At 74.2% G+C, this 22,126-nt stretch carries 21 protein-coding genes; 15 read left to right on the forward strand and 6 right to left on the reverse strand.

Going from position 1 to position 22,126, the window contains the following annotated elements; genetic code table 11:
- Positions 1-25: 25 nt before the first annotated feature.
- Positions 26-1,039 carry a LacI family DNA-binding transcriptional regulator gene (locus E4U92_RS34150; RefSeq protein ID WP_137304337.1) on the reverse strand — a complete coding sequence of 338 codons (1,014 nt, stop codon included), beginning with the start codon at positions 1,037-1,039 and terminating at the stop codon, positions 26-28.
- Positions 1,040-1,192: 153 nt separating this feature from the next.
- Here E4U92_RS34150 and E4U92_RS34155 point away from each other — a divergent pair, with 153 nt between their 5' ends.
- The 5 genes from E4U92_RS34155 (at position 1,193) to E4U92_RS34175 (ending at position 6,818) form a co-directional block, all read left to right on the forward strand.
- Positions 1,193-3,016, forward strand: coding sequence for a glycoside hydrolase family 2 protein (locus tag E4U92_RS34155; protein ID WP_137304338.1), 1,824 nt, complete (start codon positions 1,193-1,195; stop codon positions 3,014-3,016).
- Positions 3,017-3,178: 162 nt separating this feature from the next.
- Entirely contained in the window at positions 3,179-4,522 is a 1,344-nt protein-coding gene (locus E4U92_RS34160) for an ABC transporter substrate-binding protein (protein ID WP_137304339.1), read from the forward strand.
- A gap of 34 nt (positions 4,523-4,556) precedes the next feature.
- Entirely contained in the window at positions 4,557-5,462 is a 906-nt protein-coding gene (locus tag E4U92_RS34165; protein WP_137304340.1) for a carbohydrate ABC transporter permease, read from the forward strand.
- A 1-nt stretch (position 5,463) separates the two neighbouring features.
- Positions 5,464-6,399, forward strand: coding sequence for a carbohydrate ABC transporter permease (locus tag E4U92_RS34170; RefSeq protein ID WP_137304341.1), 936 nt, complete (start codon positions 5,464-5,466; stop codon positions 6,397-6,399).
- Between the two features lie 41 nt (positions 6,400-6,440).
- Positions 6,441-6,818 (forward strand): hypothetical protein, encoded by a 378-nt coding sequence (locus tag E4U92_RS34175; protein ID WP_229863613.1) that lies wholly within the window; start codon positions 6,441-6,443, stop codon positions 6,816-6,818.
- 29 nt (positions 6,819-6,847) lie between these two features.
- Here E4U92_RS34175 and E4U92_RS34180 read toward each other — a convergent pair whose 3' ends face one another.
- Entirely contained in the window at positions 6,848-7,780 is a 933-nt protein-coding gene (locus E4U92_RS34180) for a LysR family transcriptional regulator (RefSeq protein ID WP_137304343.1), read from the reverse strand.
- A 71-nt stretch (positions 7,781-7,851) separates the two neighbouring features.
- Here E4U92_RS34180 and E4U92_RS34185 point away from each other — a divergent pair, with 71 nt between their 5' ends.
- Together E4U92_RS34185 and E4U92_RS34190 are read left to right on the forward strand one after the other, a co-directional pair.
- Complete coding sequence (locus E4U92_RS34185; RefSeq protein WP_137304344.1) at positions 7,852-8,739, forward strand: SDR family NAD(P)-dependent oxidoreductase; 888 nt, start codon at positions 7,852-7,854, stop codon at positions 8,737-8,739.
- Positions 8,740-8,876: 137 nt separating this feature from the next.
- Complete coding sequence (locus E4U92_RS34190; protein ID WP_137304345.1) at positions 8,877-9,299, forward strand: PPOX class F420-dependent oxidoreductase; 423 nt, start codon at positions 8,877-8,879, stop codon at positions 9,297-9,299.
- Between the two features lie 39 nt (positions 9,300-9,338).
- Here E4U92_RS34190 and E4U92_RS34195 read toward each other — a convergent pair whose 3' ends face one another.
- Positions 9,339-10,307 (reverse strand): pyridoxal-phosphate dependent enzyme, encoded by a 969-nt coding sequence (locus E4U92_RS34195; protein ID WP_137304346.1) that lies wholly within the window; start codon positions 10,305-10,307, stop codon positions 9,339-9,341.
- A 159-nt stretch (positions 10,308-10,466) separates the two neighbouring features.
- Here E4U92_RS34195 and E4U92_RS34200 point away from each other — a divergent pair, with 159 nt between their 5' ends.
- Complete coding sequence (locus tag E4U92_RS34200; RefSeq protein WP_137304347.1) at positions 10,467-11,021, forward strand: dihydrofolate reductase family protein; 555 nt, start codon at positions 10,467-10,469, stop codon at positions 11,019-11,021.
- A gap of 11 nt (positions 11,022-11,032) precedes the next feature.
- Here the strand turns inward: E4U92_RS34200 and E4U92_RS34205 are convergent, their stop codons facing one another.
- Both E4U92_RS34205 and E4U92_RS34210 read right to left on the reverse strand, forming a co-directional pair.
- Positions 11,033-12,439 carry an MFS transporter gene (locus E4U92_RS34205; RefSeq protein WP_137304348.1) on the reverse strand — a complete coding sequence of 469 codons (1,407 nt, stop codon included), beginning with the start codon at positions 12,437-12,439 and terminating at the stop codon, positions 11,033-11,035.
- Entirely contained in the window at positions 12,432-14,348 is a 1,917-nt protein-coding gene (locus E4U92_RS34210) for a glycoside hydrolase family 15 protein (RefSeq protein ID WP_137304349.1), read from the reverse strand. The genes E4U92_RS34205 and E4U92_RS34210 overlap by 8 nt, the downstream gene beginning before the upstream one ends.
- 305 nt (positions 14,349-14,653) lie before the next feature.
- Here E4U92_RS34210 and E4U92_RS34215 point away from each other — a divergent pair, with 305 nt between their 5' ends.
- The 7 genes from E4U92_RS34215 to E4U92_RS34245 all read left to right on the forward strand — a co-directional run bounded on the left by E4U92_RS34215 (position 14,654) and on the right by E4U92_RS34245 (position 20,940).
- Positions 14,654-17,245 carry a winged helix-turn-helix domain-containing protein gene (locus E4U92_RS34215; protein ID WP_229863618.1) on the forward strand — a complete coding sequence of 864 codons (2,592 nt, stop codon included), beginning with the start codon at positions 14,654-14,656 and terminating at the stop codon, positions 17,243-17,245.
- Between the two features lie 135 nt (positions 17,246-17,380).
- Positions 17,381-17,899, forward strand: coding sequence for a hypothetical protein (locus tag E4U92_RS34220; protein ID WP_137304351.1), 519 nt, complete (start codon positions 17,381-17,383; stop codon positions 17,897-17,899).
- Positions 17,900-18,054: 155 nt separating this feature from the next.
- Positions 18,055-18,252, forward strand: coding sequence for a hypothetical protein (locus tag E4U92_RS34225; protein ID WP_067238403.1), 198 nt, complete (start codon positions 18,055-18,057; stop codon positions 18,250-18,252).
- A 22-nt stretch (positions 18,253-18,274) separates the two neighbouring features.
- On the forward strand, positions 18,275-18,886 hold the full coding sequence (locus tag E4U92_RS34230) for an HdeD family acid-resistance protein (RefSeq protein ID WP_137304352.1): 612 nt from the start codon (positions 18,275-18,277) through the stop codon (positions 18,884-18,886).
- A 121-nt stretch (positions 18,887-19,007) separates the two neighbouring features.
- Positions 19,008-19,472: an SHOCT domain-containing protein gene (locus E4U92_RS34235; RefSeq protein WP_137304353.1), complete on the forward strand. Its 465-nt coding sequence runs from the start codon at positions 19,008-19,010 to the stop codon at positions 19,470-19,472.
- A 27-nt stretch (positions 19,473-19,499) separates the two neighbouring features.
- On the forward strand, positions 19,500-19,952 hold the full coding sequence (locus E4U92_RS34240; protein ID WP_137304354.1) for a DUF7144 family membrane protein: 453 nt from the start codon (positions 19,500-19,502) through the stop codon (positions 19,950-19,952).
- Between the two features lie 25 nt (positions 19,953-19,977).
- The gene (locus E4U92_RS34245) at positions 19,978-20,940 is read left to right on the forward strand and encodes a YhjD/YihY/BrkB family envelope integrity protein (RefSeq protein WP_137304355.1); all 963 of its coding nucleotides are present in this window, start codon (positions 19,978-19,980) and stop codon (positions 20,938-20,940) included.
- Here the strand turns inward: E4U92_RS34245 and E4U92_RS34250 are convergent.
- Entirely contained in the window at positions 20,906-22,114 is a 1,209-nt protein-coding gene (locus tag E4U92_RS34250) for an MFS transporter (RefSeq protein ID WP_229863605.1), read from the reverse strand. The two genes, E4U92_RS34245 and E4U92_RS34250, sit on opposite strands and share 35 nt — an antisense overlap.
- Positions 22,115-22,126: the final 12 nt, after the last annotated feature.

Raw genomic sequence — 22,126 nt, forward strand, 5'->3', positions numbered from 1 at the left:
TGCCGCTGCCGCCCGTCGGCCCCCGTCATCCCCCGCTGCTCTCCCGCACGACGAGCCGGTGCTCCACGACGTGGTCGGTGGCCTCCTCCGCGCCGCGCCGCTCGATGCGGTCCAGCAGGAGGGACACCGCGGAGTCGGCGATGGCCGTCTTGTCGGGGGCGACCGTCGTCAGGCTCGGCACGCTGAAGCGGCCCGCCTCGATGTCGTCGAACCCCACCACGTCCAGGTCGCGCGGGGCGGCGAGCCCCGCCTCGTGCAGGGCGCGCAGGGCGCCCAGGGCCAGGTGGTCGTTGAGGCACAGCAGCGCGTCGGGGCGCGCGTCCCTGCGCAGCACCGCGCCCACCGCCCGGGCGCCGTCCTGCCAGTGGAACGCGTCGACCGGCACCACCAGGTCCGCGTCGAAGGGGACGCGGGCCGCGCGCAGCGCCTCGCGGTAGCCGCGCGTGCGCAGCCGGTCGGTGCCCTGCCGGCCGGTCAGCGCGCCGCCGACGACGGCGATGGAGCGCCGGCCGCGGGCCAGCAGGTGCTCGGTGGCCTCCCGTGCGGCCGCCACGTTGTCGATGCCCACGTGGTCGGCCGAGCCGGGCTGCGAGCGCTCGCCCAGCAGGACGACCGGCAGGCGCGTGTCCCGCGTGGCGAGGTCGCGCGGCAGCAGGGACAGCGGGCTGAGGATCGTCCCGTCGGTGAACTGCGCGTCGAACCCGTGCAGTGCGGCCAGCTCCCGTTCGCGCGCCCCGCCGGTCTGGTGCAGGAGCACGGTCAGGCCGCGCCGGTCCGCCGCCGCCATCACGTGCTTGGCCAGCTCCGCGAAGTACGCCACGTCCAGCTCGGGCACCGCGAGCGTGATCATCCCGGTGCGGCCCTTGCGGAGTTGGCGCCCGGCGATGTTGACGCGGTAGCCGAGGGCCTCGATGGCCTCGCGCACAGCGCTCCTGGTCTTCTCCGAGACGTGCTCGTAGTCGTTGATGACGTTCGAGACGGTCTTCGGTGAGACGCCCGCGTACTCGGCGACGTCCTTGATCCGGGGTCGGGGGGCCACGCTCCTCCTCGTTCTCGCAGCTGGCGTGATCCTATCGACTGTCACGAAAAGGTTGCGGCCGGATCCTCTCCCTCGCCGACATATTTACATCGATGTAATCGGCGTGGTGCCATAGGCCCGCACCGCAACGCACCAGGCAACACGAGGAGCCCCATGCCCGTCCCGCACCCGTCGGACCTGCCGCGCCCCGAGTACCCCCGCCCCCAGTTCGTCCGCGACGCGTGGCTCAATCTGAACGGCACCTGGCAGTTCGAGACCGACCGCTCCGACAGCGGTCTGGAGCGCGGGCTGACCGGGCGCGCGCTCGCGGACACCATCACCGTGCCCTTCTGCCCCGAGTCGGCCCTGTCGGGGGTCGGGGACACGGACTTCCTGGAGGCGGTCTGGTACCGGCGCACCGTGACAGTGCCCGCCGACTGGGCCGGCTCCCGGGTCCTGCTGCACTTCGGGGCCGTGGACCACGACACCACGGTCTGGGTGAACGGCGTCGAGGTGGCCCGGCACCGCGGGGGCTTCACCCCCTTCACCGCCGACCTCGACGGCGTCGCCGAACCCGGCTCCGAGGCGACGGTCGTCGTCCGCGCCCGCGACAGCCGGCACGGCCCGCAGGCACGCGGCAAGCAGGCCACCTGGTACGCCAACTCCCACTGCCACTACACCCGGACCACCGGCATCTGGCAGACGGTGTGGATGGAGCCCGTGCCCCGCTCGGTCGCCCTCAAGCGCCCCCGCATCACCCCCGACCTCGCCTCGGGCAGCTTCTTCCTGGAACTCCCCCTCACCGCCAACCTGCCCGGCCACCGGGTGCGGGCCGTGCTCAGCGACGCGTCGGGGGAGGTCACCGCCGCCGAGACGCGCGCCGACCTCGACCTGGCGCCCCGGCTCGTCCTCACCGTGCCCGAGGACCGCCTGCGCCCCTGGGCGCCCGAGGACCCGCACCTGTACGGGCTGCGCCTGGAGGTCCTGGACGCCGGTGGCGCGGTCGTCGACGCGGCCGACTCCTACGCCGGCCTGCGCTCGGTGGCGGTCCGGGGCAAGCGCGTGCTGATCAACGGGCGCCCGGTCTTCCAGCGCCTCGTGCTCGACCAGGGCTACTGGCCCGAGAGCCTGATGACCGCCCCGAGCGACGAGGCCCTGGTGCGGGACATCGAACTCGGGCTGGCCGCCGGGTTCAACGGCGCCCGCCTGCACCAGAAGGTGTTCGAGGAGCGCTACCTGTACCACGCCGACCGCCTGGGCTACCTGGTCTGGGGCGAGTTCGGGGACTGGGGCTGCGAGACCGGCGAGCGGGACGACAACCAGCGCCCGGACGCCAGTTACGTCGCCGAGTGGCTGGAAGCCGTCGAGCGCGACCACGCGCACCCCTCGATCGTCGGCTGGTGCCCGCTGAACGAGACCTACCAGCACCTGCACGACCGCATCACCCAACTCGACGACGTCACCCGGGCGATGTTCCTGGCCACCAAGCAGGCCGACCCCACCCGGCCCGTCATCGACGCCTCCGGCTACGCGCACCGGGTCCCGGAGACGGACGTCTACGACTCCCACTGCTACGAGCAGGACCCCGTCGCCTTCGCCAAGATCATGTCCGGGCTCGCCGAGGGAAGGCCCTACGTCAACGCGGCCCCCGACGGGCGCCCCTGGTCGGTGCCGTACCGCGGACAGCCCTACTTCTGCAGTGAGTTCGGCGGTATCTGGTGGGACCCGCAGGAGGCCGCCCGGGCGTCCGGCAACGAGGCGGACGCCTCCTGGGGCTACGGCGAACGGCCGCGCACCGAGGAGGAGTTCCTCACCCGCTTCGAAGGTCTCACCGGCGTGCTCCTCGACGACCCGGACATGTTCGGGTACTGCTACACCCAGCTCACCGACGTCTTCCAGGAGCAGAACGGGCTCTACCGCTTCGACCGCTCCGTGAAGCTCGACATCGAGCGGATCCGGCGCGCCCAGACCCGCCCGGCGGCCTACGAGCGGGAGTGACACCCGCGGGCCCCGCCGCACCCGTCCGGCCCCCTCCTCGGGACCGCACGATCCAGACACTTCCAGGCACGCTTTACAACGATGTAGATGAGAGGGTGATCCGGTCACGGGCGGCGCGGGAACGCGCCCGGACCGCACCACCCGGGTCAGGGAAGGAGCCGTATGACCGACCGGCCGGACACCAGGGAGAACCGGGGCCCGACACGCCGCAGGCTGCTCGCCGCCGGACTCGCCTCCGGGGCGGTGGCCCTCGGCGGCGGAGCACTCAGCGGCTGCGGCTCCGCCCAGGCCGCGGACACCTCGACCGTCCGCCTGTGGGACCTCTTCAGCGGCGCCGACGGCGGCCTGCTCAACGACATGGTCGAGGCGGCCCGGCCCGACATGCCGGGCAGCCGCATCGAGCGCACCGTCCTGGAGTGGGGCACCCCCTACTACACCAAGCTCGCCATGGCCTCGGCCGGCGGGCGCGGCCCCGACGTGGCCGTCGCCCACATGTCCCGGCTCGCCGGCTACGCCCCCACCGGGCTGCTGGACGCCTGGGACCTCGACGTGCTCGCCGAGTACGGCATCACCGAGGAATCCTTCACCCGGGCCGTCTGGGACCGCACCCAGTACCGGGGCAAGACCTACGCCGTGCCGCTGGACACCCACCCGTTCATCGTCTTCTACCACCCCGAACCGGCCCGCAAGGCCGGGCTGCTCGCGGCCGACGGCAGCCTCGACACCGAGGCGTTCTCCTCCCCGGACGCCTTCCTCGCCGCCGGCCGCGAACTGGCCAAGGCCTCCGGCAAGCAGGGCATCGCCTTCGGCTACGTCACCGACACCGCGCAGGGCTGGCGGCTGTTCTACGGCCTGTACCGGCAGACCGGCGGCCGCTTCGACCTGCCGGAGGGCGGGCCCGCCGAGGTCGACGTCGACCGCATGGCCGAGGTCATCGGCTTCATGGCGAAGATCGTCGACGGGCGGGTCAACCCCCGGCGCCTCGACTACCCGGCGGCGATCGCGGCCTTCGCCAACCGGCAGACCGCGATGATCCTCTCCGGCGAGTGGGAACTGGGCACCTTCCGCACGGCCGACCCCGAGGTCGGCGCCGCCCCCTTCCCGACCGTGTTCGGCACCCCCGCCGTGTACGCCGACTCGCACTCCTTCGTCCTGCCGCACCACCCCGATCCCGACCCCGGGCGCCGCCGCCGCACCCACCGGGCCGTCGCCGCGCTGCTGAAGGCCGGGCAGATCTGGGCCACCGCCGGGCACATCCCCGCCTACGGCCCGGTCACCCGCACCAAGGCCTACGCCGCGCTCCAGCCCCAGTCGCACTACGCCCAGGCCCAGCAGCACGTCGTCCTCGACCCGGCGGTGTGGTTCGCCGGCGCGGGCTCCGACTTCCAGAACTCCATGTCGCAGGTCCTGCAGCAGGCCCTCCTCGACGGGCTCTCGCCCGACCGCGCGGCGCGCGCGATGGTGCGGCGCCTGAACACCTTCCTGTCCCAGCCCAGCCCGGCCTGACCCGGCCACGACCTTCCGCGCAGGAGGAACGACGATGTCCTCTCCCCACGCCTCGCCCCGCTCCGGGGCCCCGTCGGTGCGCCGGCTGCTCCCGCCGGGTCTGCTGTTCGCGCTCCCCTTCCTCGTCCTGTTCGCCCTGTTCATGGTCTGGCCGCTGGTCCAGGGCCTGTGGATGAGCCTGACCGACACCTCGCTGTCGGCCCACACGCCCGGCTTCGTCGGCCTGGACAACTTCACCGAAGCCTTTCAGGACGCCGAGATGTGGCGTGCCCTCGGGCACACGGTCTGGTTCACCGTGCTGTCCACGGTCCCGCTGGTCGTCGTCGCCCTCGGCATGGCCCTGCTCGTGCACACCGGGCTGCCCGGCCAGTGGGTGTGGCGGCTCGCCTTCTTCGCGCCCTACCTGCTGCCGGTCGGCGTGGTGAGCCTGCTGTGGATCTGGCTCTACCAGCCCGACCTGGGCCTGTTCAACCACCTCCTCGACGTCGTCGGGATCGGGCCCGTCGGCTGGCTCAGCGACGAGTCGGTGGCGATGTGGGCGGTCGCCCTGACCACCCTGTGGTGGACGGTCGGCTTCAACTTTCTGCTCTACCTGGCCGCCCTGCAGGCCGTGCCGGACCACCTGTACGAGGCGGCCGCCATCGACGGGGCCGGCGCCTGGCGGCGGCTGTGGTCGATCACCCTGCCCCAGCTCAGCCGGATCACCGCGGTCGTCACGGTGCTGCAGGTCCTCGCCTCGCTGAAGGTGTTCGACCAGATCTACCTGCTCACCAAGGGCGGCCCCAACGGCTCCACCCGCCCGGTCGTCGAGTACGTCTACGACGTCGGCTTCACCGGCTACCGGCTCGGCTACGCCTCCGCCATCAGCTACATCTTCTTCGCCCTCGTCCTGCTCGCCTCCGCGGCCCAGTACGCCGCCCTCCGCCGCCGGGAGAAGTGACATGACGTCCACCGACCTGCCCGTCCGCACGTCCTCCGCCTCCCGCGCCCCGCGGGCCGCCCGGACGGCGCCGGCGCGCAGCCGGCTGCGGGGCAACCACCACGTCCTCGGCGACAGCCGCCTCGGGCGCGTGCTGGCGCTCGCCGTCCTCGCGGTTCTCGCGCTGGTCTGGCTGGTGCCGATGCTGTGGGCCGTGCTGACCGCGTTCAAGTCCGAGCAGGACGCCAGCGACCCGGACCACTGGCTGTGGCCGCGGCACGGGCTGACGCTGAAGGGGTTCAGCACCGTGTGGGAGCGGGGCGACCTGCCGCTGTGGATGCTGAACAGCTTCCTGATCGCCGCGGCCGTCACCGTGGTCACCGTCCTGGTGTCCGCGATGGCCGGGTACGCCTTCTCCCGCACGCTGTTCGCCGGGCGGCGGGTGCTGTTCGCGCTGACCGTGGCCGCGGTGCTGGTGCCGCCGCAGATCCTCATCGTGCCGTGGTTCCGGCAGATGCTCACCCTGCACCTGGTCGACACCTACGCGGCGGTCATCCTGCCGCAGACCGTGGCGCCGGTGATGGTGTTCATCCTGAAGAAGCACTTCGACTCGCTGCCCCGCGAACTGGAGGAGGCGGCCCGCATCGACGGCGCCGGCCACTGGCGCATCTTCTGGTCGGTCCTCCTCCCGCTGTCCCGCCCGATGCTCGCCGCCGTCGCGATCTTCGTGTTCATCGGCGCCTGGAACAACTTCCTGTGGCCCTTCGTGTCCACGTCCGACCCGGCCCTGATGACCCTCCCGGTCGGCATCACGTCGGTGAAGGACGCGTACGGCATCCAGTACGCCCAGACGATGGCCTCGGCGGTCCTGGCGGCCCTGCCCCTGGTCGTGGTCTTCCTGTTCTTCCAACGCCAGATCGTGAAGTCGGTGGCCACGACGGGGCTCGGGGGCCAGTGAGGAAGGGGCACGCCGGGCCGGCACCTGCTATGAAGGCGTCCATGAGCGTGACATGGGCAGCGACGGACACGGCAACGGGACGGTTCGTCGCGGAGGAACGGCGTACCGGCCTCGGGGAGCTGACGGACCACGTCGACGCACTGCGCCGCTGCCGGGGCGAGGGGTACCTCGAAGTGCGGCTCCCGGACAGGGAGTTCCCCGTGGTGACCCTCGGCTTCCGGGACGAGCGGGCCGTCCTCCACGTGTTCGAGGACGCGGACACGGTGTCCCTGCGCCCGGGTGACGGCACCACCCCCGCGGACGCCGTGGTGGAGGTGCCCGTGATGGACGAACCGGCGGTGTTCAGCGGCGACATGGCCTCGAGCCTCGACGCTGCCTGGTCGCTGCTGCACCGGTTGCTCCGAAGCCCCGCCGTGTGACGGCCGCCGGCAGGTGGCCGCCGTCGCGTTCAGGCGCCCCGGGCCGGCGTGTCCAGGTCGAGGGCCGTCGCGCGCAGGGCCGCCGCCAGGCGGGTGACCGGCTCGGGCGGTTCCTGGGGGAGGCGGGCCAGCAGCAGGCGCCGTTGCTCCTGGGGGCCGCCGCGCACGGGCAGGACGCGGACCCCCTCCGGAGCGGCCGCGGCGAGGGCGGCGGGCACCGTGGTCAGTCCGCAGCCCGCGGCGACCAGGTGGAGCTTGGCGAGCCAGTCGCGGGCCGTGTGGACGATCTCCGGCCGCTCGTCCAGGCCCGGCCACACCCCCATGAGCCGGTCCTCGCCCGAGGAGGAACTGGCGATCCAGCGCTGCCCGCGCAGGTCCGCCACGTCGACGGCCTCCCCCCGCGCCAGCGGGTGGTGCGCGGGCACGGCCAGGCGCAGGGGACGCTCGGTGAGCGTCGTCACGACCAGCGGCGGTGACTCGGTGTCGGGCGGCCGGAACGGCGGGGCCGACGCGAGCAGCGCCAGGTCCACGCTGCCGGCGCGCAGGGCGCGTACCAGGGCCGGCGTGGTGCCCTCCCGGCCGAGGACGTGCAGGGCGGGATCGGTGGCGCGCAGCGCGGCGAGGGCGCGCGGCACCAGGACGGCCCCGGCACTCGGGAACCAGCCCAGGCGGACGGTGCCGCTCTGCCCGGGCAGACCGGACAGCTCCCGCGCGGCCGCGTCGATCTCGTCGAGCACGACCCCGGCCCGCCGCAGCACGAGCCGGCCGGCCGCGGTCAGCCGTACCCCGTCGCGCCGCCGCTCCAGCAGTTCCGCGCCCGCCGCGCGTTCGATAGCGGCGATCTGCCGGGAGACCGCGGACTGCGTGTAGCCCAGGGACGCGGCGGCCGCGGTGAAGGTCCCCCGGTCGGCCACGGCGCGGAAGACGCGCAGCGCGGTGAGCGAGACATCCGTGAAGTCCATGACGTTTCCGCATGCTACCTGTGCCGAACTCTCGTTGGACGCATGGGCGTGCGGTTCCTAGCGTGGCCGGCATGAACGCTTCTCGCACCGCACTCGTCACGGGCGCCAACCAGGGACTCGGCCGCGCCCTCGTCGAAGGGCTGGCCGCACGCATGCACCCGGCCGACCTGGTCCTGCTGACCGGCCGCGACCCCGAGCGGGTCAGGGCCGCCGCCGACGAGGTCGGCCGACTGCCCGGAACCCGTGCCCGGGTCGAGGGCCGGGTCCTGGACGTCACCGACACCGCGGCCATCACCCGTCTCGCCGCCGAGCTGGAGGCACGGCACGGCGGCGTCGACGTCGTCCTCTCCAACGCGGTCGCCCGGGTGCTCCCGCACGAGTCGCAGGCGGAGCGCGCGGACGAGTTCATCGACGTGTCCAACACCGCTACACACGCCGTGCTGCGCGCCTTCGGCCCCGTGCTGCGGCCGGGCGGACGGCTGCTCGTCGTGGCCAGCGGCCTCGGCACCCTCGGCCACCTCGACGCGCGGCTGCACCCCCTGTTCGACGGCGTGGGCCTCGACCAGGTCGAGCGGGCCGTCGAGTCCTGGCGCGCCGCCGTCCACGAGGGCACCGCGGCCGAAGCCGGCTGGCCGGTGTGGCTGAACGTGCCCTCGAAGGTGGCGCAGGTCGCGGCCGTCCGCGCGGTCGCCGCGGAGCGCCGTGCGCGGGACCTGGCCACCGGGACGCTCGTCGCGGCCGTGTGCCCCGGCATGGTGGACACGGCCACCTCGCGCCCCTGGTTCAGCGACCACAGCCGGACGCAGACCCCGGCCCGCGCCGCCGAGGCGGTCCTCGACCTGGTCTTCGCGCAGGGCGCCGACCCGGCCCTGTACGGCGAACTGGTCCGCTTCGGCGAGGTCCTGCCCTGGCACGACGGCACCCCCCTGGTGGAGCAGGACCGCCTGGTCAGGCCGTGAGGGCGGCCGGGGCACCCTGACGGGCGCGGTGACCCCGGCGGGCGCGGGACTCCGACGGGCGCGGCGGCGGGGTGTGCGACACCCTCGACAGGTGTACCCGTCGACCCGGTACGAGCCCCGCCGGAACAGGAGACCCCATGTCCAAGCCGCCCCTCCCCGACGACGCCCAGGACCTGCTGCGCCGCCCCAACCCGGCGGTGATGGCCACGCTGCGCTCGGACGGCACGCCGGTGTCGACGCCCACCTGGTACGTGTGGGAGGACGGCCGGGTGCTGCTGAGCCTCGACGAGGGCCGCGTCCGCCTGAAGCACCTGCGCCGCGACCCGCGGGTGACCCTGACCGTCCTCGACGGGGACGACTGGTACACCCACGTCACCCTCATCGGCCGGGTCGTCGAGACGTACGAGGACGAGGGACTCGCCGACATCGACCGCATCTCCGCCCACTACACCGGCAAGCCGTACCCCGACCGCGTCCGCACCCGGTTCAGCGCCTGGATCGAGGTCGAGCGCTGGCACGGCTGGGGCGCGCACCGCGACAGCGACCAGGCGTCCACGTGACCCCGGGCCGGACGGACCCGGAAGGGCTCCCCGGCCGGGTCAGGGCCGGCTGAGCAGCATGCGGCCGAGGCGGTCCGCCGCCTCGGCGTGGCCGAAGAGGCCCGGCAGGCCGCCGGAGTGCAGCAGCACGGTGCGCTCACCGGGCCGGATCGCGCCGTCGCGCACGGCGGCCGTCAGGCCCGCGGCCGCGCGTCCGGTGTACACCGGGTCCAGGACGAGGCCCTCGGTCCGCGCCACCGTGGTCAGGGCCTCCAGGACGGGTTCGTGGAGCACGCCGTACGCCGTGCCCACCTGCTCGCCCCGGACGCGGAGCTGCTCCGCCGCCACCTCACGGCCGGTGAGCTCGGAGGCGAAGGCGGCGGCGACGGTGGCCGGGTCGGGGAGCGCGCCGACATCGACGCCCAGGACGCGTTCGACGCCCAGCGCGGCGACCAGGCCCGCCATCGTGCCGCCCGAGCCCAGCGCGGTGACGACGTGCCGGACACCGGGCTGCTGGGCGAGGATCTCCGCGCCCGCCTCGCGGTAGCCGCGGGCCCCCAGCGCCGAGGAGCCGCCGAACGGCACCCGGTACGGCACGGCGCCCTCCTCGCGCAGTCCGGCGCACGTCGCCTCCGCGTGCGCGGCCAGCTCGGCGGGCCCGGCGGCGTCGGCCCACACGATCCGGGCGGCGAGCGCGGCGTCCAGGAGCAGGTTGCCGCCGGGCCGCTCCGGACGGCCGGACGCCGGCATCACCAGGACCACGTCCAGGCCCGCCCGGGCACCCGCGGCGGCGGTGAGCCGGGCGTGGTTGCTCTGCGGGCCACCCGTGGTGACCAGGGTGTCGGCGCCGCACCGCAGGGCGTCGGCGACCAGCCACTCCAGCTTGCGGACCTTGTTGCCGCCACCGCCCAGGCCGGTCAGGTCGTCGCGCTTGATCCACAGGTCGTCCGGGGCCAGACCGATCGCCGCGGCCAGCCGGGGCGCGGCCTCCATCGGCGTCGGCCACGCCGACAACGTCACCTTGTCCACCCCGCACGTCCTCTCCCTCGCGGCTCAGCGCATCGAACCCTCTCACACGGGCGCGCGGGAGCCGCGGGAGTCGCCCGCACGCCCGCGCCCCGGGACAATGCCGGGGGACGCGCACGGCGCCCCGTCCGGGCGGGCCCCCGGAGCAGGAGGGTGAGCGGCTTGAGTGGAGCGAGCAGTGGTCACGGCAAGGTCGTCGTGATCCGGGCGATGTCGCTGGACGGCTTCATCGCCGGTCCCGGCGACGCCATGGACTGGATCTTCGAGATCGTGTCGCCGGAGATGTTCGAGGACAACGCGGCGGCCGCCGGCGCCCTGCTGGTCGGCCGGCGCACCTACGACGTGGGCAAGCGGATGGAGGCCGACCGGGCGGGCAGCAGTGACTACCCCGTCTCCGGCCGCACCTTCGTCCTCACGCACCGGCCGCCGGAGCCGCCCGACCCGCACGTCACCTTCCTGACCGGTGACATCGCGGAGGCGGTCGGGACCGCGCGGGCCGCGGCGGGCGGCAAGGACCTGGAGATCCTGGGCGCCGACGTGGCCGGCCAGTGCCTGCGGCGGGGGCTCGTCGACGAGCTGCTGGTCTACGTCCTGCCGGTGCTGCTCGGCGACGGCGTCCGCCTCACCCCGCCGGGCCTGCCCAGGACGGACCTGGAGCTGCTCACCAGCACTACGGCGGGCGGCGTCACGGTGCTCCGCCACCGCGTCCGCACGTAGGGGCCCGGGAGTCAGGGTGCCCCTCGTACGTCGTGGTCGCCGGGACGCGGCTCGCGCGGCAGACGCGCCGCTGCCGCCAGCCCGCCGAGCCCGATGACGGCCAGGGTGATCATCGCCGCGGCGTAGGCGCCCTTGGTCAGCCCGGAGACCAGGATCGTGCCGGCGACGGCCGTGCCGAAGGACGAGCCGAGGTTGGACACGCAGCGGGACAGCCCGGAGATCTCCCCCTGCCGCTCCTCGGGGAAGCTCGACTGCACGACGGTGACCGACGGGGTCAGCATGGCCCCGAGTCCCAGCCCGATCAGGACGAGTCCGGGCACGAAGGCCCAGGCGGTCGAGAAGGCGGCGGCCAGGGCGACGAGGAGGACGATGCCGGCCACGCACACCGCGAACCCGGTCATGACGAGCGCGCGCGAGGAGTGCCGCGTGGCGAGGCGTTTCGCGGACAGCGAGGTCAGGAGCAGACCCAGGGTCGCCGCGGTGAAGACGACGCCGGTCCGGATCGCGTCGTAGTGGCGTACGACCTGCAGGTAGGCGGCCACCGTGAAGGAGGTGCCCATCAGGATCAGCCACTGGATGTTCTGCGTGATCAGCCCGATGTTGGAGGTGCGGTTGCGGAACAGGGTCAAGGACAACAGGGGCTCCCGGCCGGACGCCTCCTTGGCACGGGCGGAGCGGAAGAACAGCGCGAGGACGAGCACGCCGGCGGCCAGCAGTCCGAGGGTGAGCCAGAGGCTGTTGTCGGCGGCCAGGATGCCCATGACGACCAGGACCAGGCCGACGGCGGACAGCACGGTCCCGGCCGTGTCGAGCGAGCGGGTCGGGTCCGGCGGCAGCGGGTCCACGACCTTCCGGCTCAGCACGATGATCACGGCGATGACCAGTGCCTGGAAGACGAAGGCCGCACGCCAGCTGATGCCGGTGGTGATCAGGCCGCCGATCAGCGGTCCGGCGGCGGCGCCGAGCCCGCCGAGCGCCATGATCACCCCGAAGGCGCGGGCCCGGGAGGTCGTGTCCGGGTAGAGGAGCGTGGTGAGGATGTAGACGGGCGGGATGAGCAGCGCGGTGCCGACGCCCTCCAGGATCGAGTTGCCCAGGATGAGCACGCCCAGTCCCGGTGCGGCGGCGCTGAGCAGGGCGCCGACGGCGTAGACGGCGAGTCCCGCGACGAAGCACCGCCTGCGGCCGTAGCGGTCGGTCAGCCGGCCGCCGGGGACCATCAGCGCGGCCATCACCAACAGGAAGACGGTGATGGCCACTTGGACGCCCTGCACGGTGGTGTCGAGGTCCGTGCTGATGTCGTTGATCATCACGTTCATGTTGGAGCCGGCGAAGCTGCAGATGAACTGGGCCAGCGCCAGCGCCGCCAGCGCGTTCCGGTGCTGCGCCGACCGCTGCGGCACGGCGGTCTCAGTCACCGGTGCCGTCCGCCGCGGAGCCCTCGGCCGGGACCGTGAACCCGTACTTGGCCGCCTGTACCTGCTCGTCGGCCTCGGGGCGGGTCCGGGCCTCGGCGAGTTCGTCGTCGAGCGCCATGGCGGCCGTGACGAGGGCGAGGTGCGTGAACGCCTGCGGGAAGTTGCCCAGTTGCTCGCCGGAGGGTCCGATCTCCTCGGCGAACAGGCCCACGTGGTTGGCGTAGGTGAGCATCTTGTCGAAGGCGTACCGGGCCTGACTGAGCCTGCCGCTGCGGGCGAGGGCCTCGACGTAGAAGAAGCTGCAGAGGTTGAACGTGCCCTCCGAGCCCCGCAGTCCGTCGGGGGACGCCGAGGGGTCGTACCGGTACACCAGGCTGTCACTGACCAGTTCCCCGTCCATGGCGTCGAGCGTGCTCAGCCAGTCGGGGTCGTGGGGCGACAGGAAGCCGACCTTCGGCATCAGCAGCAGGGAGGCGTCCAGCACGTCGGAGTCGTAGTGCTGGACGAACGCCTTGCGCTTGTCGTGCCAGCCGCGCTCGACGATCTGCCGGAAGGCCGCGTCGCGGGTGCGGGTCCAGCGCTCGGTCTCGGCCGGGCGGGAGAAGGCCTGCGACGCCCGCAGGGCGCGGTCGAACGCGACCCAGGTCATCAGCCGGCTGTAGGTGAAGTCCTTGCGGCCGCCGCGCGTCTCCCAGATGCCCTCGTCCGGCTGGTCCCAGTGGTCGCTGAGCCAGTCCAGCACCTCGGTGAGCGCCTTCCAGCCCCGGATCGCTCCGATGTCCCCGCCCACGATCAGGGCGTCGGAGGCCTCGCCGTAGATGTCGAGCTGGAGCTGGTCCGCCGCCGCGTTGCCCGCCCGCACCGGGTACGAACCCCGGTAGCCCTCCAGGTGGCCGAGGGTCTCCTCCGTCAGGTGCGGGTCGCCGTCGACCCGGTACATGATCTGCAGGGGATCGCCCGTGGCCGTGTCCCGCGCCTCGATGCGGTCGCGCAGCCACCGGCGGAAGGCGTACGCCTCCTCGTGGAAGCCCAGGTCGATCAGCGCCTTCACCGACAGGGAGGCGTCCCGGACCCAGGTGTAGCGGTAGTCCCAGTTGCGCTCACCGCCGACCTGCTCGGGCAGGCCCATCGTGGCGGCGGCGACGGGGGCGCCGGTCGGCGCGTAGGTGAGCAGCTTCAGCGTGATGGCCGAGCGGCGCACCTGGTCCTGCCAACGGCCCTGGTACGTGCACGACCTGAGCCACGACAGCCAGAAGGACCGGCAGGCCTGCAGGTCGCGCACGACCTCGTCGAGCGAGGGCCGCCGCGGGGCGTCGTCCCCGCCGGCGGTGCTGGTGAGGACCACCGCGGCCGCCTGGCCCGCGGACAGCCGGAACCGGGCGGTGACGTCCTCGCCCTCGGCGCGCAGCGCGATGCCGGTGGTGGACTGCAGGTGCAGGTCCGTGTCCGGTCCGTGGAACAGCGCGTGGTGCTGGTCGGGGACGGTCAGGGTGTGCGAGGCGCGGCCGTAGTCGAAGCGCGGGCGGCAGGCGAGGGCGAAGGACACCGTGCCCCGCACCACCCGGGCGACTCTGATCAGGCGGTGCCGGACCTGCGGCGTGCCGGTGTCGAGGGGCACCATGAAGTCGGCGACCTCGCCGACGCCGTCGGGTGCCATGAAGCGGGTGACCAGGACGGCGGTGTCGGACAGATAGAGCTGACGCGTCGTCATCTCGCTGCCGTCGCCCGGATTTTCCGCGGCCAGGCTGCACTGGCCGCCGCGCTCGGCGTCCAGGAGCGAGGCGAACACGCTGGGGGAGTCGAAGCGCGGCGTGCACCACCAGTCGAGGACCCCTCCGGAGGACACCAGGGCCGCCGTCTGGAGGTCGCCGATCATCCCGTGCTCGGCGATGGGCGGGTAGTTGCTCACGGGTACCTCCCACGCGTGGACGCGCCCGGCGGCGCGGAGCCGGGACGGCCGGCCCACGGTCAGCGTCGGCGCCGGGCGGCGCCGCGGCATCACCCACGGTGGGTGAGATGCGACCCGGGGCCGCACCGGGGCCCGCCGGCCCTGTACCGCGCGCGAACGGCGCCGCGATGTGATGGTGGAGGAGGAAGACCTCGACCTTGCGGGCGGTGAGGGCCTTGGAATCGAAGGACGAACCGAAGGACGAACCAGGCGGCGAACCGAAGGACGACTTCCCCCGTACTCCCTCCGGCACGGACGTCGATCCCCTGGGCGACCCGTTCCTGCGCACCCGTTTCGCCCTGCCGACGAGACCGACCGCCTTCCTGCGGCGTGACCGCCTGCTCGCTCCCCTCGACCGCGAGCCCGGAACGCCGCTGGTCATGGTGAACGGCACCGCGGGCGCGGGCAAGACGCTGCTGGTCGCCGACTGGGCCGCGCGGCTGCGGCAGCCCGTCGCCTGGCTGACCCTGGACGCGGCGATCGGGGGGCCGGGCATGTTCTGGGCCCACGTGCTGCAGGCCCTGCGCGCGAGCGGGGTGCACGTGTCGCCGGACACCGGCACGGTCCTCGACGGCGCCGGCAACGGCCGCTGCCCGCTCGGCAGGCTCGCCGCCCAGCTCGGGGCCGCTCAGCGCACCGTGACCCTGGTGCTGGACGACTACGACCACGCCGCGGCGGAGGTCTCCGAGCAGCTCGCGTTCGTCCTGCACCACGCGGGACCGGGACTGCGCCTGGTCCTCGTCACCCGGACGGAACCCCTGCTGCCGCTCCACCGCTACCGCGCGGCCGGTGAGATCACCGAGATCAGGGACGCCGAGCTGGCCTTCACCGCGCAGGAGACCGCCGCCCTGCTGGACCTGCACGGGGTGCGGGTGACCGTGCAGGCGGCCGACGCGCTGGTGGAGCGCACCCGGGGCTGGGCGGCCGGGGTGCGCCTGAGCGCCCTCGCGGCCCGCGAGAGCCCGGATCCGTCGCTGTACCTCAAGGAGTTCGAGGCCGGTCACAGCGCCGTGGCCGACTTCCTGCTGGCCGAGGTGCTCAGGAGCCGGCCGCCGCGCACCCAGGACCTGCTGCTGCGGGTCAGCGTGCTGGAACGCTTCTGCGCCGACCTGGCCAACACGCTCGTCGGCGGCGACGACGCCGACTCGGTGCTGGCCGCCCTGCACCGGGAGAACGCCTTCGTGGAGGACCTCGGGCACGGCTGGTACCGGCTGCACCCGCTGTTCCGGGAGATCCTCCGCGTCCACCTGCGCGAACGCTGTCCCGGCCTGGAGCCGGACCTGCACCGGCGCGCGGCACGCTGGCTGCGGCGGCACGGGGCGCTTGCCGAGATGGTGGCCCACGGGGCCGCCGCGGGCGACTGGGCGGCCACCACCCGCGCCCTGGTCGACGACCTCGCGATCGGGGAGCTCTTCACCGGCCTGCGCTCCGACGACCTCGCCGGGCTGCTCGCCGACCTCGACCCGGGCACCACCGGCGCCGCCCCGGAGCTCGTCCGCGCGGCCCGCGACCTGGCGCGCCACGACCTCGACCGCGGCCTGACCCACCTGCGCCACGCCCACGAGGAGCTGCCCCCCGGCGCCGACGCCGCGGCGGCCCGGCTGAGCTGGGCCCTGCTGGAGGCGCTGGCCGCCCGCCTGTCCGGGGCCCCGCGCCGCGCCGAGCAGGCGGCGCGGGCCGCCCGGGAGGTCCGGCCGGAGGTGCCCGCCCACCTGCTCGACCGGCACCCGGAGCTGTCCGCGCAACTGCTCACCCACCTCGGTTCCACCCGGCTGTGGGCGGGCCACTTCGACGCGGCCCGGGCGGCCCTGACCGCGGTGCTCGCCGGCCCCGACGGCGCGTCCACCGTGCTCCCGCGCGTGGAGTCACTGGGCCGGCTGGCGCTGATCGAGTACCTGGACGGGTGGCCGGGCCGGGCGGAACAGTACGCGCGGGCCGCACGGGCCGAGTCCGAACGGTTCAGCCTCCACGACCCCGTCGGCCCGGACCTGGCACGGCTGGTCCTGGCCGGCGTCGCCGTGGACCGCGGCGAACTCGGCCGTGCGCAGGGACTGCTCGACCCGACGCCCGACCCGGCGGCGCAGGACCCCGTGGCGGCCGTGGGACGGGCCATCGTCACGGCCCGGCTGCTCCTGGCCCGGGGCCGTTCCCGGGCAGCGGCCGAGGCCGCCGGGGCGCCGGTGCCGGCCGTCGTCACGTCCCCCTGGGCGGAGGGCCGGGCGACCCTCGTCGCCGCGGAGGCCCACCTGGCGGAGGGCCGGCCGGACGCGGCGGCGCGGGTCCTGCGGGAGGTGGCCGACGAGGACCCCGAGTGCGCCGTCGGCGCCGCGCGGGCCCACGTCGCCGCGGGCGACCCCTCGGCCGCCCTGCGCGTCCTGGACGAGGCGACCGCGCACCGACGCCTCGGACCGGCGGTCCGCGTACGGGCCGCCCTCGCGCGGGCGCACGCGGCACAGGTGGCGGGCAACCGGGTCGCCGCGCGGCACCTGCTGGCCGACGCGCTGCTGGACGCCCGCCGGGAACGGCTGCGCCGGCCCTTCGCCGAGGCCCGGCCGTGGGCGGAACCGCTCCTCGCGGCACCCCCGATGCGGCAGCTCGCCGCCGGCTGGCTGCTGCCCGAGGAGGAGGCGCCCGCCCGGCGGACGGAGCCGGCCCCCGTGCTCGTGGACCAGCTCAGCGTGCGCGAGCGGGACGTGCTGGCGCGGCTCGCCGAGCTGATGTCGACCGAGGAGATCGCCGCCGACCTCTACGTGTCGGTGAACACGGTGAAGACCCACGTCAAGAGCGTGTACCGCAAGCTGGCGGTCAACCGGCGGCACGACGCGGTGCGCCGCGCGCGCGAGCTGGGCCTGCTGTGACCGTGCGGTGCCCGGCCCGGCTCGCCCGTGGCGGGTGATGCGCCGGGGCGCCGGGCGCGGTCGGATGGCCCGGTGGGAGGGCCGCCGGTACCCGCGCGGTCCGACGGCGACGGCCACCGACCCGGAGGGGCTGACATGCTCGATGCGCACCCGGAGTCCCGGCGCGAGCGCCGCGCGCAGCGGCGGGCCCACGCCGACTACACCGGTGGCGTCTACGGCTCGCTGCTCGCCGCCAGCGTGGTGGTCGGGGCCGGGACGCTGGGTTCCTTCCCGCGCGTCGAACTGGTCGTGCTGCTGCTGGTGAGCGGCGTGGTCTTCTGGGTGGCGCACGTGCACGCCCAGTTGTTCGGCGCCCGTCTCGCGCAGCACGGCCTGGACCGCGCCACCGTGCTGCACGTGTGCCGTGACGAGTGGCCGATCGTGAAGGCCGCGGTCCCGCCGGCGCTGGCCGTCGCGGTGAGTCCGCTGCTGGGCCTGGACCTGGAGGGCACCTTCTGGCTTGCGGTGTGCGTGGCCGTCGCCGGGCAGGTCGGGTGGTCCATGGCCGCGGCGCGCAGGGCCGGCGCCCCCTGGCGCCTCACGGCCCTCACCGCCGTGGTGAACCTGCTCCTCGGCCTGCTGATCATCGCCTTCAAGGTCGTCCTGAAGCACTGAAGCACCCAAGACCTGAAGCACTGAAGACCTGGAGCACCGCGGCCGGGCGGCCGGTGGGTTCACCTGTGCCGGGTGATGCCCGAAGCCACGGACCGTCGGGAGTCTGGAGGGACAGCGCACCCCACGTTGCCATCGACAGCCGGCGGGAGCAGCTCATGCGCTACGAGATCCGCGTGGAGGGCCAGGTGTCGGAGACCTTGGCCAAGGTCTTCCCCGAACTCGACCACGTGATGGTCTCCGGCCAGACCCTGCTCTACGGCCCGGTGGTCGACGAGGCGCACCTGTACGGCCTGCTCGCCCGCTTCAGGTCGCTGGGCCTGCGCGTGGTGGAGATGCGGCAACTTCCCGACTGACGGCGTCCCGCGAGGAGGACACATGACCGACGCAGGGGTCCCCGCGAACGGCGGCCTGGACGGGCAGCTCGCCGGGCTCGGCCGGTCCTGGACGTGGCTGCTCGGCCCGGCGGTGGCCACGCTGGTCCCGGGCGTGCTCGCCCTGGTCTGGCCGGACGCCACCCTGCACGTGCTGGCGGTGCTGATCGCGCTGTCGCTCATCGTGACCGGCGCCTTCCGGTTCGTCGCCGCCCTCGCCCCGCGGCACGGCGACCGCTTCACCGGGCTGCTGATCGCGGTGCTGTACGTGCTGGCCGGCGTGCTGTGCCTGCGCCACCCGCTGCAGACCGTGGCCGCCCTGGCGCTGATCACCGGCGCGGTGTGGCTGGTGACCGGCCTGCTGACCGCCTTCACCGCCCTGGGCACCCGCGACCTGCCGCACCGCGGCGTCGTCCTCGGCGTCGCCGCGCTCGTGGTGGTCGCGGGGATCGTGGTGCTCGCCTTGCCCACCGAGTCCGCCCGGGCCCTGACCCGGCTGCTGGGCCTGTGGCTGGTCCTGCTCGGCCTGGCCGAACTGTGCCTCGCCCTCGCCCTGCGGGCCGCCCTGCGCGGGCCGGGCGGCGACCCGGCGGCGAGGGACGTGCACCGCGCGTGACCCCGGACGCCCGCCCCGGGCACGTTCACCCGCCCGGGGTGAGGCCGCCGGCCGGCGGGGCCGCGCAGGCTGGCACCACCGGGACCGAGCGGTCGGACCCGCACCCGCAACGGAGGAAGAGATGAGCAGTCACGTGTACCTCGCCTACGACTACCCGCTGCTGAGCATGTTCTGGACGATGCTCTGGTTCTTCCTGTGGATCATGTGGTTCGTCCTGCTCTTCCGGATCATCGGGGACATCTTCCGCGACGACACCCTCGGCGGGTGGGGCAAGACCGGCTGGCTGGTCTTCGTGGTCGTGCTGCCGTTCCTCGGCGTGTTCGTCTACCTCATCGCCCGCGGCCGGGACATGGGCGGCCGGGAGATCAAGCACGCGCAGGCCCAGCAGACGGCCTTCGACAGCTACATCCGGGAGCGGGCCGGCGAGGCCCGGCCGAGCAGCATCGCCGAACTCGACAAGCTGTCGCAGCTGCGCACCCGCGGCGACATCACCGACGAGGAGTTCCGCCGCGCCAAGGAGCTCGTGCTCAGCGGCAGCGGGACAGCGGCGTCCGCGACCACCGCGGGCGTGTCCTCCCCCCACTGAGCACCGACCAGGAACCGAGGTACAGAGATGACCGCCACCCACGCGTCCAGGGCGCACTCCGCGAAGTACCAGTGGGCCGCGGGGCTGATGGCCTTCGCCGCCGTCATGCTCAGCATCGTGGGCATCCTCGACATCTTCCGCGGCATCGCGGCCATCGCCGAGGACGACATCTTCGTCTCGACCCGCAACTACGTCTTCCAGTTCGACCTGACCGGCTGGGGCTGGATCCACCTGATCCTCGGGGTGGTCGCGGTGCTTGTCAGCATCGGGCTGTTCCAGGCCGCGACGTGGGCCCGGGTCGCCGGAGTGGCCATCGCCGGGCTCGTCATCATCGCCAACTTCCTCTCCCTGCCGTACTACCCGGTGTGGTCCGTGATCGCCATCGCGATCTCGGGGTTCGTCATCTGGGCGCTGTGTGTGGCCCGGAAGGAGACGTTCGACGACGCCTTCGGCAGCAGCGGGCCGCGTGGCGACATGTGACGACCCGCCGGGCCTGCCACCGGTCATGCCTCCCGTGACCGGTGGCGGACCGTCGGGAGCGCGGCGGCGCCTGGCCGCCGCGCTGACCTTCTGGCTCCGTCCGGCCTTCGCCCTGCGCGTCGTCAACCGGTTCCAGAAGATCGCCGGGTTCGACCGCGCGATGGCCCTGGCGTCCAGCGCCCTGACGGCCCTCGTGCCGCTGGTCCTCCTCGTCGGCACGCTGCTGGGCAGCCTGGTCGACCAGGACGTGGCCGAACGGCTCATCGAGCGCTACGGGCTGACCGGCGCGGGCGCCGACGCGGTGGACCGCCTCTTCTCGCCGACCGGGGAGACGAGCACGGGCGTCGGCGTGTTCGGCGTGGTGTTCCTGCTCATCTCCCTGCTCAGCTTCGCGCGAGCCGCTCAGCGGCTGTTCGAGCAGGCATGGGACCTCAAGCCGCTCGGTGTCCGCAACTCACGCAACGGCCTGTGGTGGATCCTCGGGCTCGGGGCCTACGGCCTGGTCGACGGCTGGCTGGCCGGCCTGCTGGCCGGCGGACCCCGGTCCGGCCTGCTGACCGGGGTGCTCCAGGCACCGGTGACCGCCGTGTTCCTCGTCTGGAGCGGCTGGATCCTGACCGCGAAGCGCATCCCGTGGCGGGAGCTGATCCCCTTCGGTGTCACCGCGACCGTCATGACCACCCTCTACTCCTGGGGCGCCGCCCTGTACCTGCCGCGCCTCTTCAACACCTCCGTGTCGCGCTACGGCGTGGTCGGCGCGGTGTTCGCCCTGCTGTCCGCGCTCTTCACGGCGATGCTCGCGCTGGTCGGATCGGCCGCGTGGGGACGGGAGGTGACACGGGAGCTGGACCGGATCCGCAGCGGGCTCCGTCCCTCCGAGCACGAGGTGCGCCGGCAGTGGGACACGGTGGTCGAGCAGACGCGTTCCCGCTGGCGGTCGGCCCGCTCCCACGTCAGCCGTCGGGGGAGCGGGAGGCCGGACCGCTGAGCGGTACGGCGCGGGAGCGGGCGGCCGGACCGCGGAGCAGCACCGTGCCGAGCGCGGCCGCGAGTGCCTGGCAGGCGGCCACCGCGAGGACGAGGCGCACCGGGCCGGCCGTCTGGCAGACGCCCGCGAGGGCGGCCCCGCCCGCGGCGAAGGTGCTCTTCAGGCTCGCTCCCAGCGTGAACACCTGGGTGCGGGCCGCCTCGGGCGCGTAACGGTCGCGCCCGGCGAGGAGCGCGGCGAAGAGCGGGCCGGTGCAGCACCCGGCCAGGGCGAAGCAGCCGAACGCCAGGGCGACGCCGGGCGCCGCGGGGACGGCGGCCAGCGGCACCCCGGTCGCCAGCAGCATGACGGCCACGGTCCGTTCGGGCCGCCGTACGCCCCACGGGCGCCAGGCGTACACCAGGGAACCGGCCAGGGAGCCGAGCGCCATCGCGGTCATCAGACCGCCCGCCGCCCAGGGCGTGGCGTAGCGGTCGGCGAGCAGGACGCAGACCACGGGCAGGGCACCGGTCCCCGCCTGGCCCGCCGCGCTGGCCCAGGTGAGCGACCGCAGGGGCGGGTCGCGCAGCAGCAGCGCGGCGGCGGCGCCCAGGTCGGCCGGTCGCAGGGCACGGCCGCCGCCGGAGCGCGGTCGCAGCGGCAGGGCGAGCACGAGGAGGCCGCCCAGGACGGCCGCGGCACCCAGCGCGGCCAGCGCGAGACCGGAGTCGGTCGTCGCCGCCAGGGCGGAGGCGAGGGCCGGTCCGGCGATCCCGGCGAGGTTGTAGGAGACGGCGTCCAGGCTGAAGGCGCGGCCCCGTGCCGCGGCCGGCACCAAGTCGCCCAGCAGACTGGTCAGTCCACCCGTCAGCAAGGGAGTGCAGCAGCCCGCCGCGCCCGCCACCGCCAGGACGACCCCCGCGGGCGCCCGCCCCGCCGCCCCGGCGACGACGACCAGCCCCGCGCCGTAGCAGACCAGGCAACCGGCGTGGAACAGCCGGCGCCGCCGGACCCGGTCGGCGAGCGCCCCGGCCGGCGGGGCGGCGACCACACCCGGCACCAGCAGGGCCGCGACCAGGGCGCCGCCGAAGCCGGCGCTCCCGGTGCGGTCCACGGCCAGCACCACCAGGGCGACCCGCGCCCCTTCACAGGCGAGGCGGACCAGCAGGGCGACCTGCAGGTACCGGAGGAGCAACCACCGGCCCGC

Origin of the sequence: Streptomyces galbus (assembly GCF_005280195.1) — a bacterium.
Lineage (GTDB): Bacteria > Actinomycetota > Actinomycetes > Streptomycetales > Streptomycetaceae > Streptomyces > Streptomyces galbus.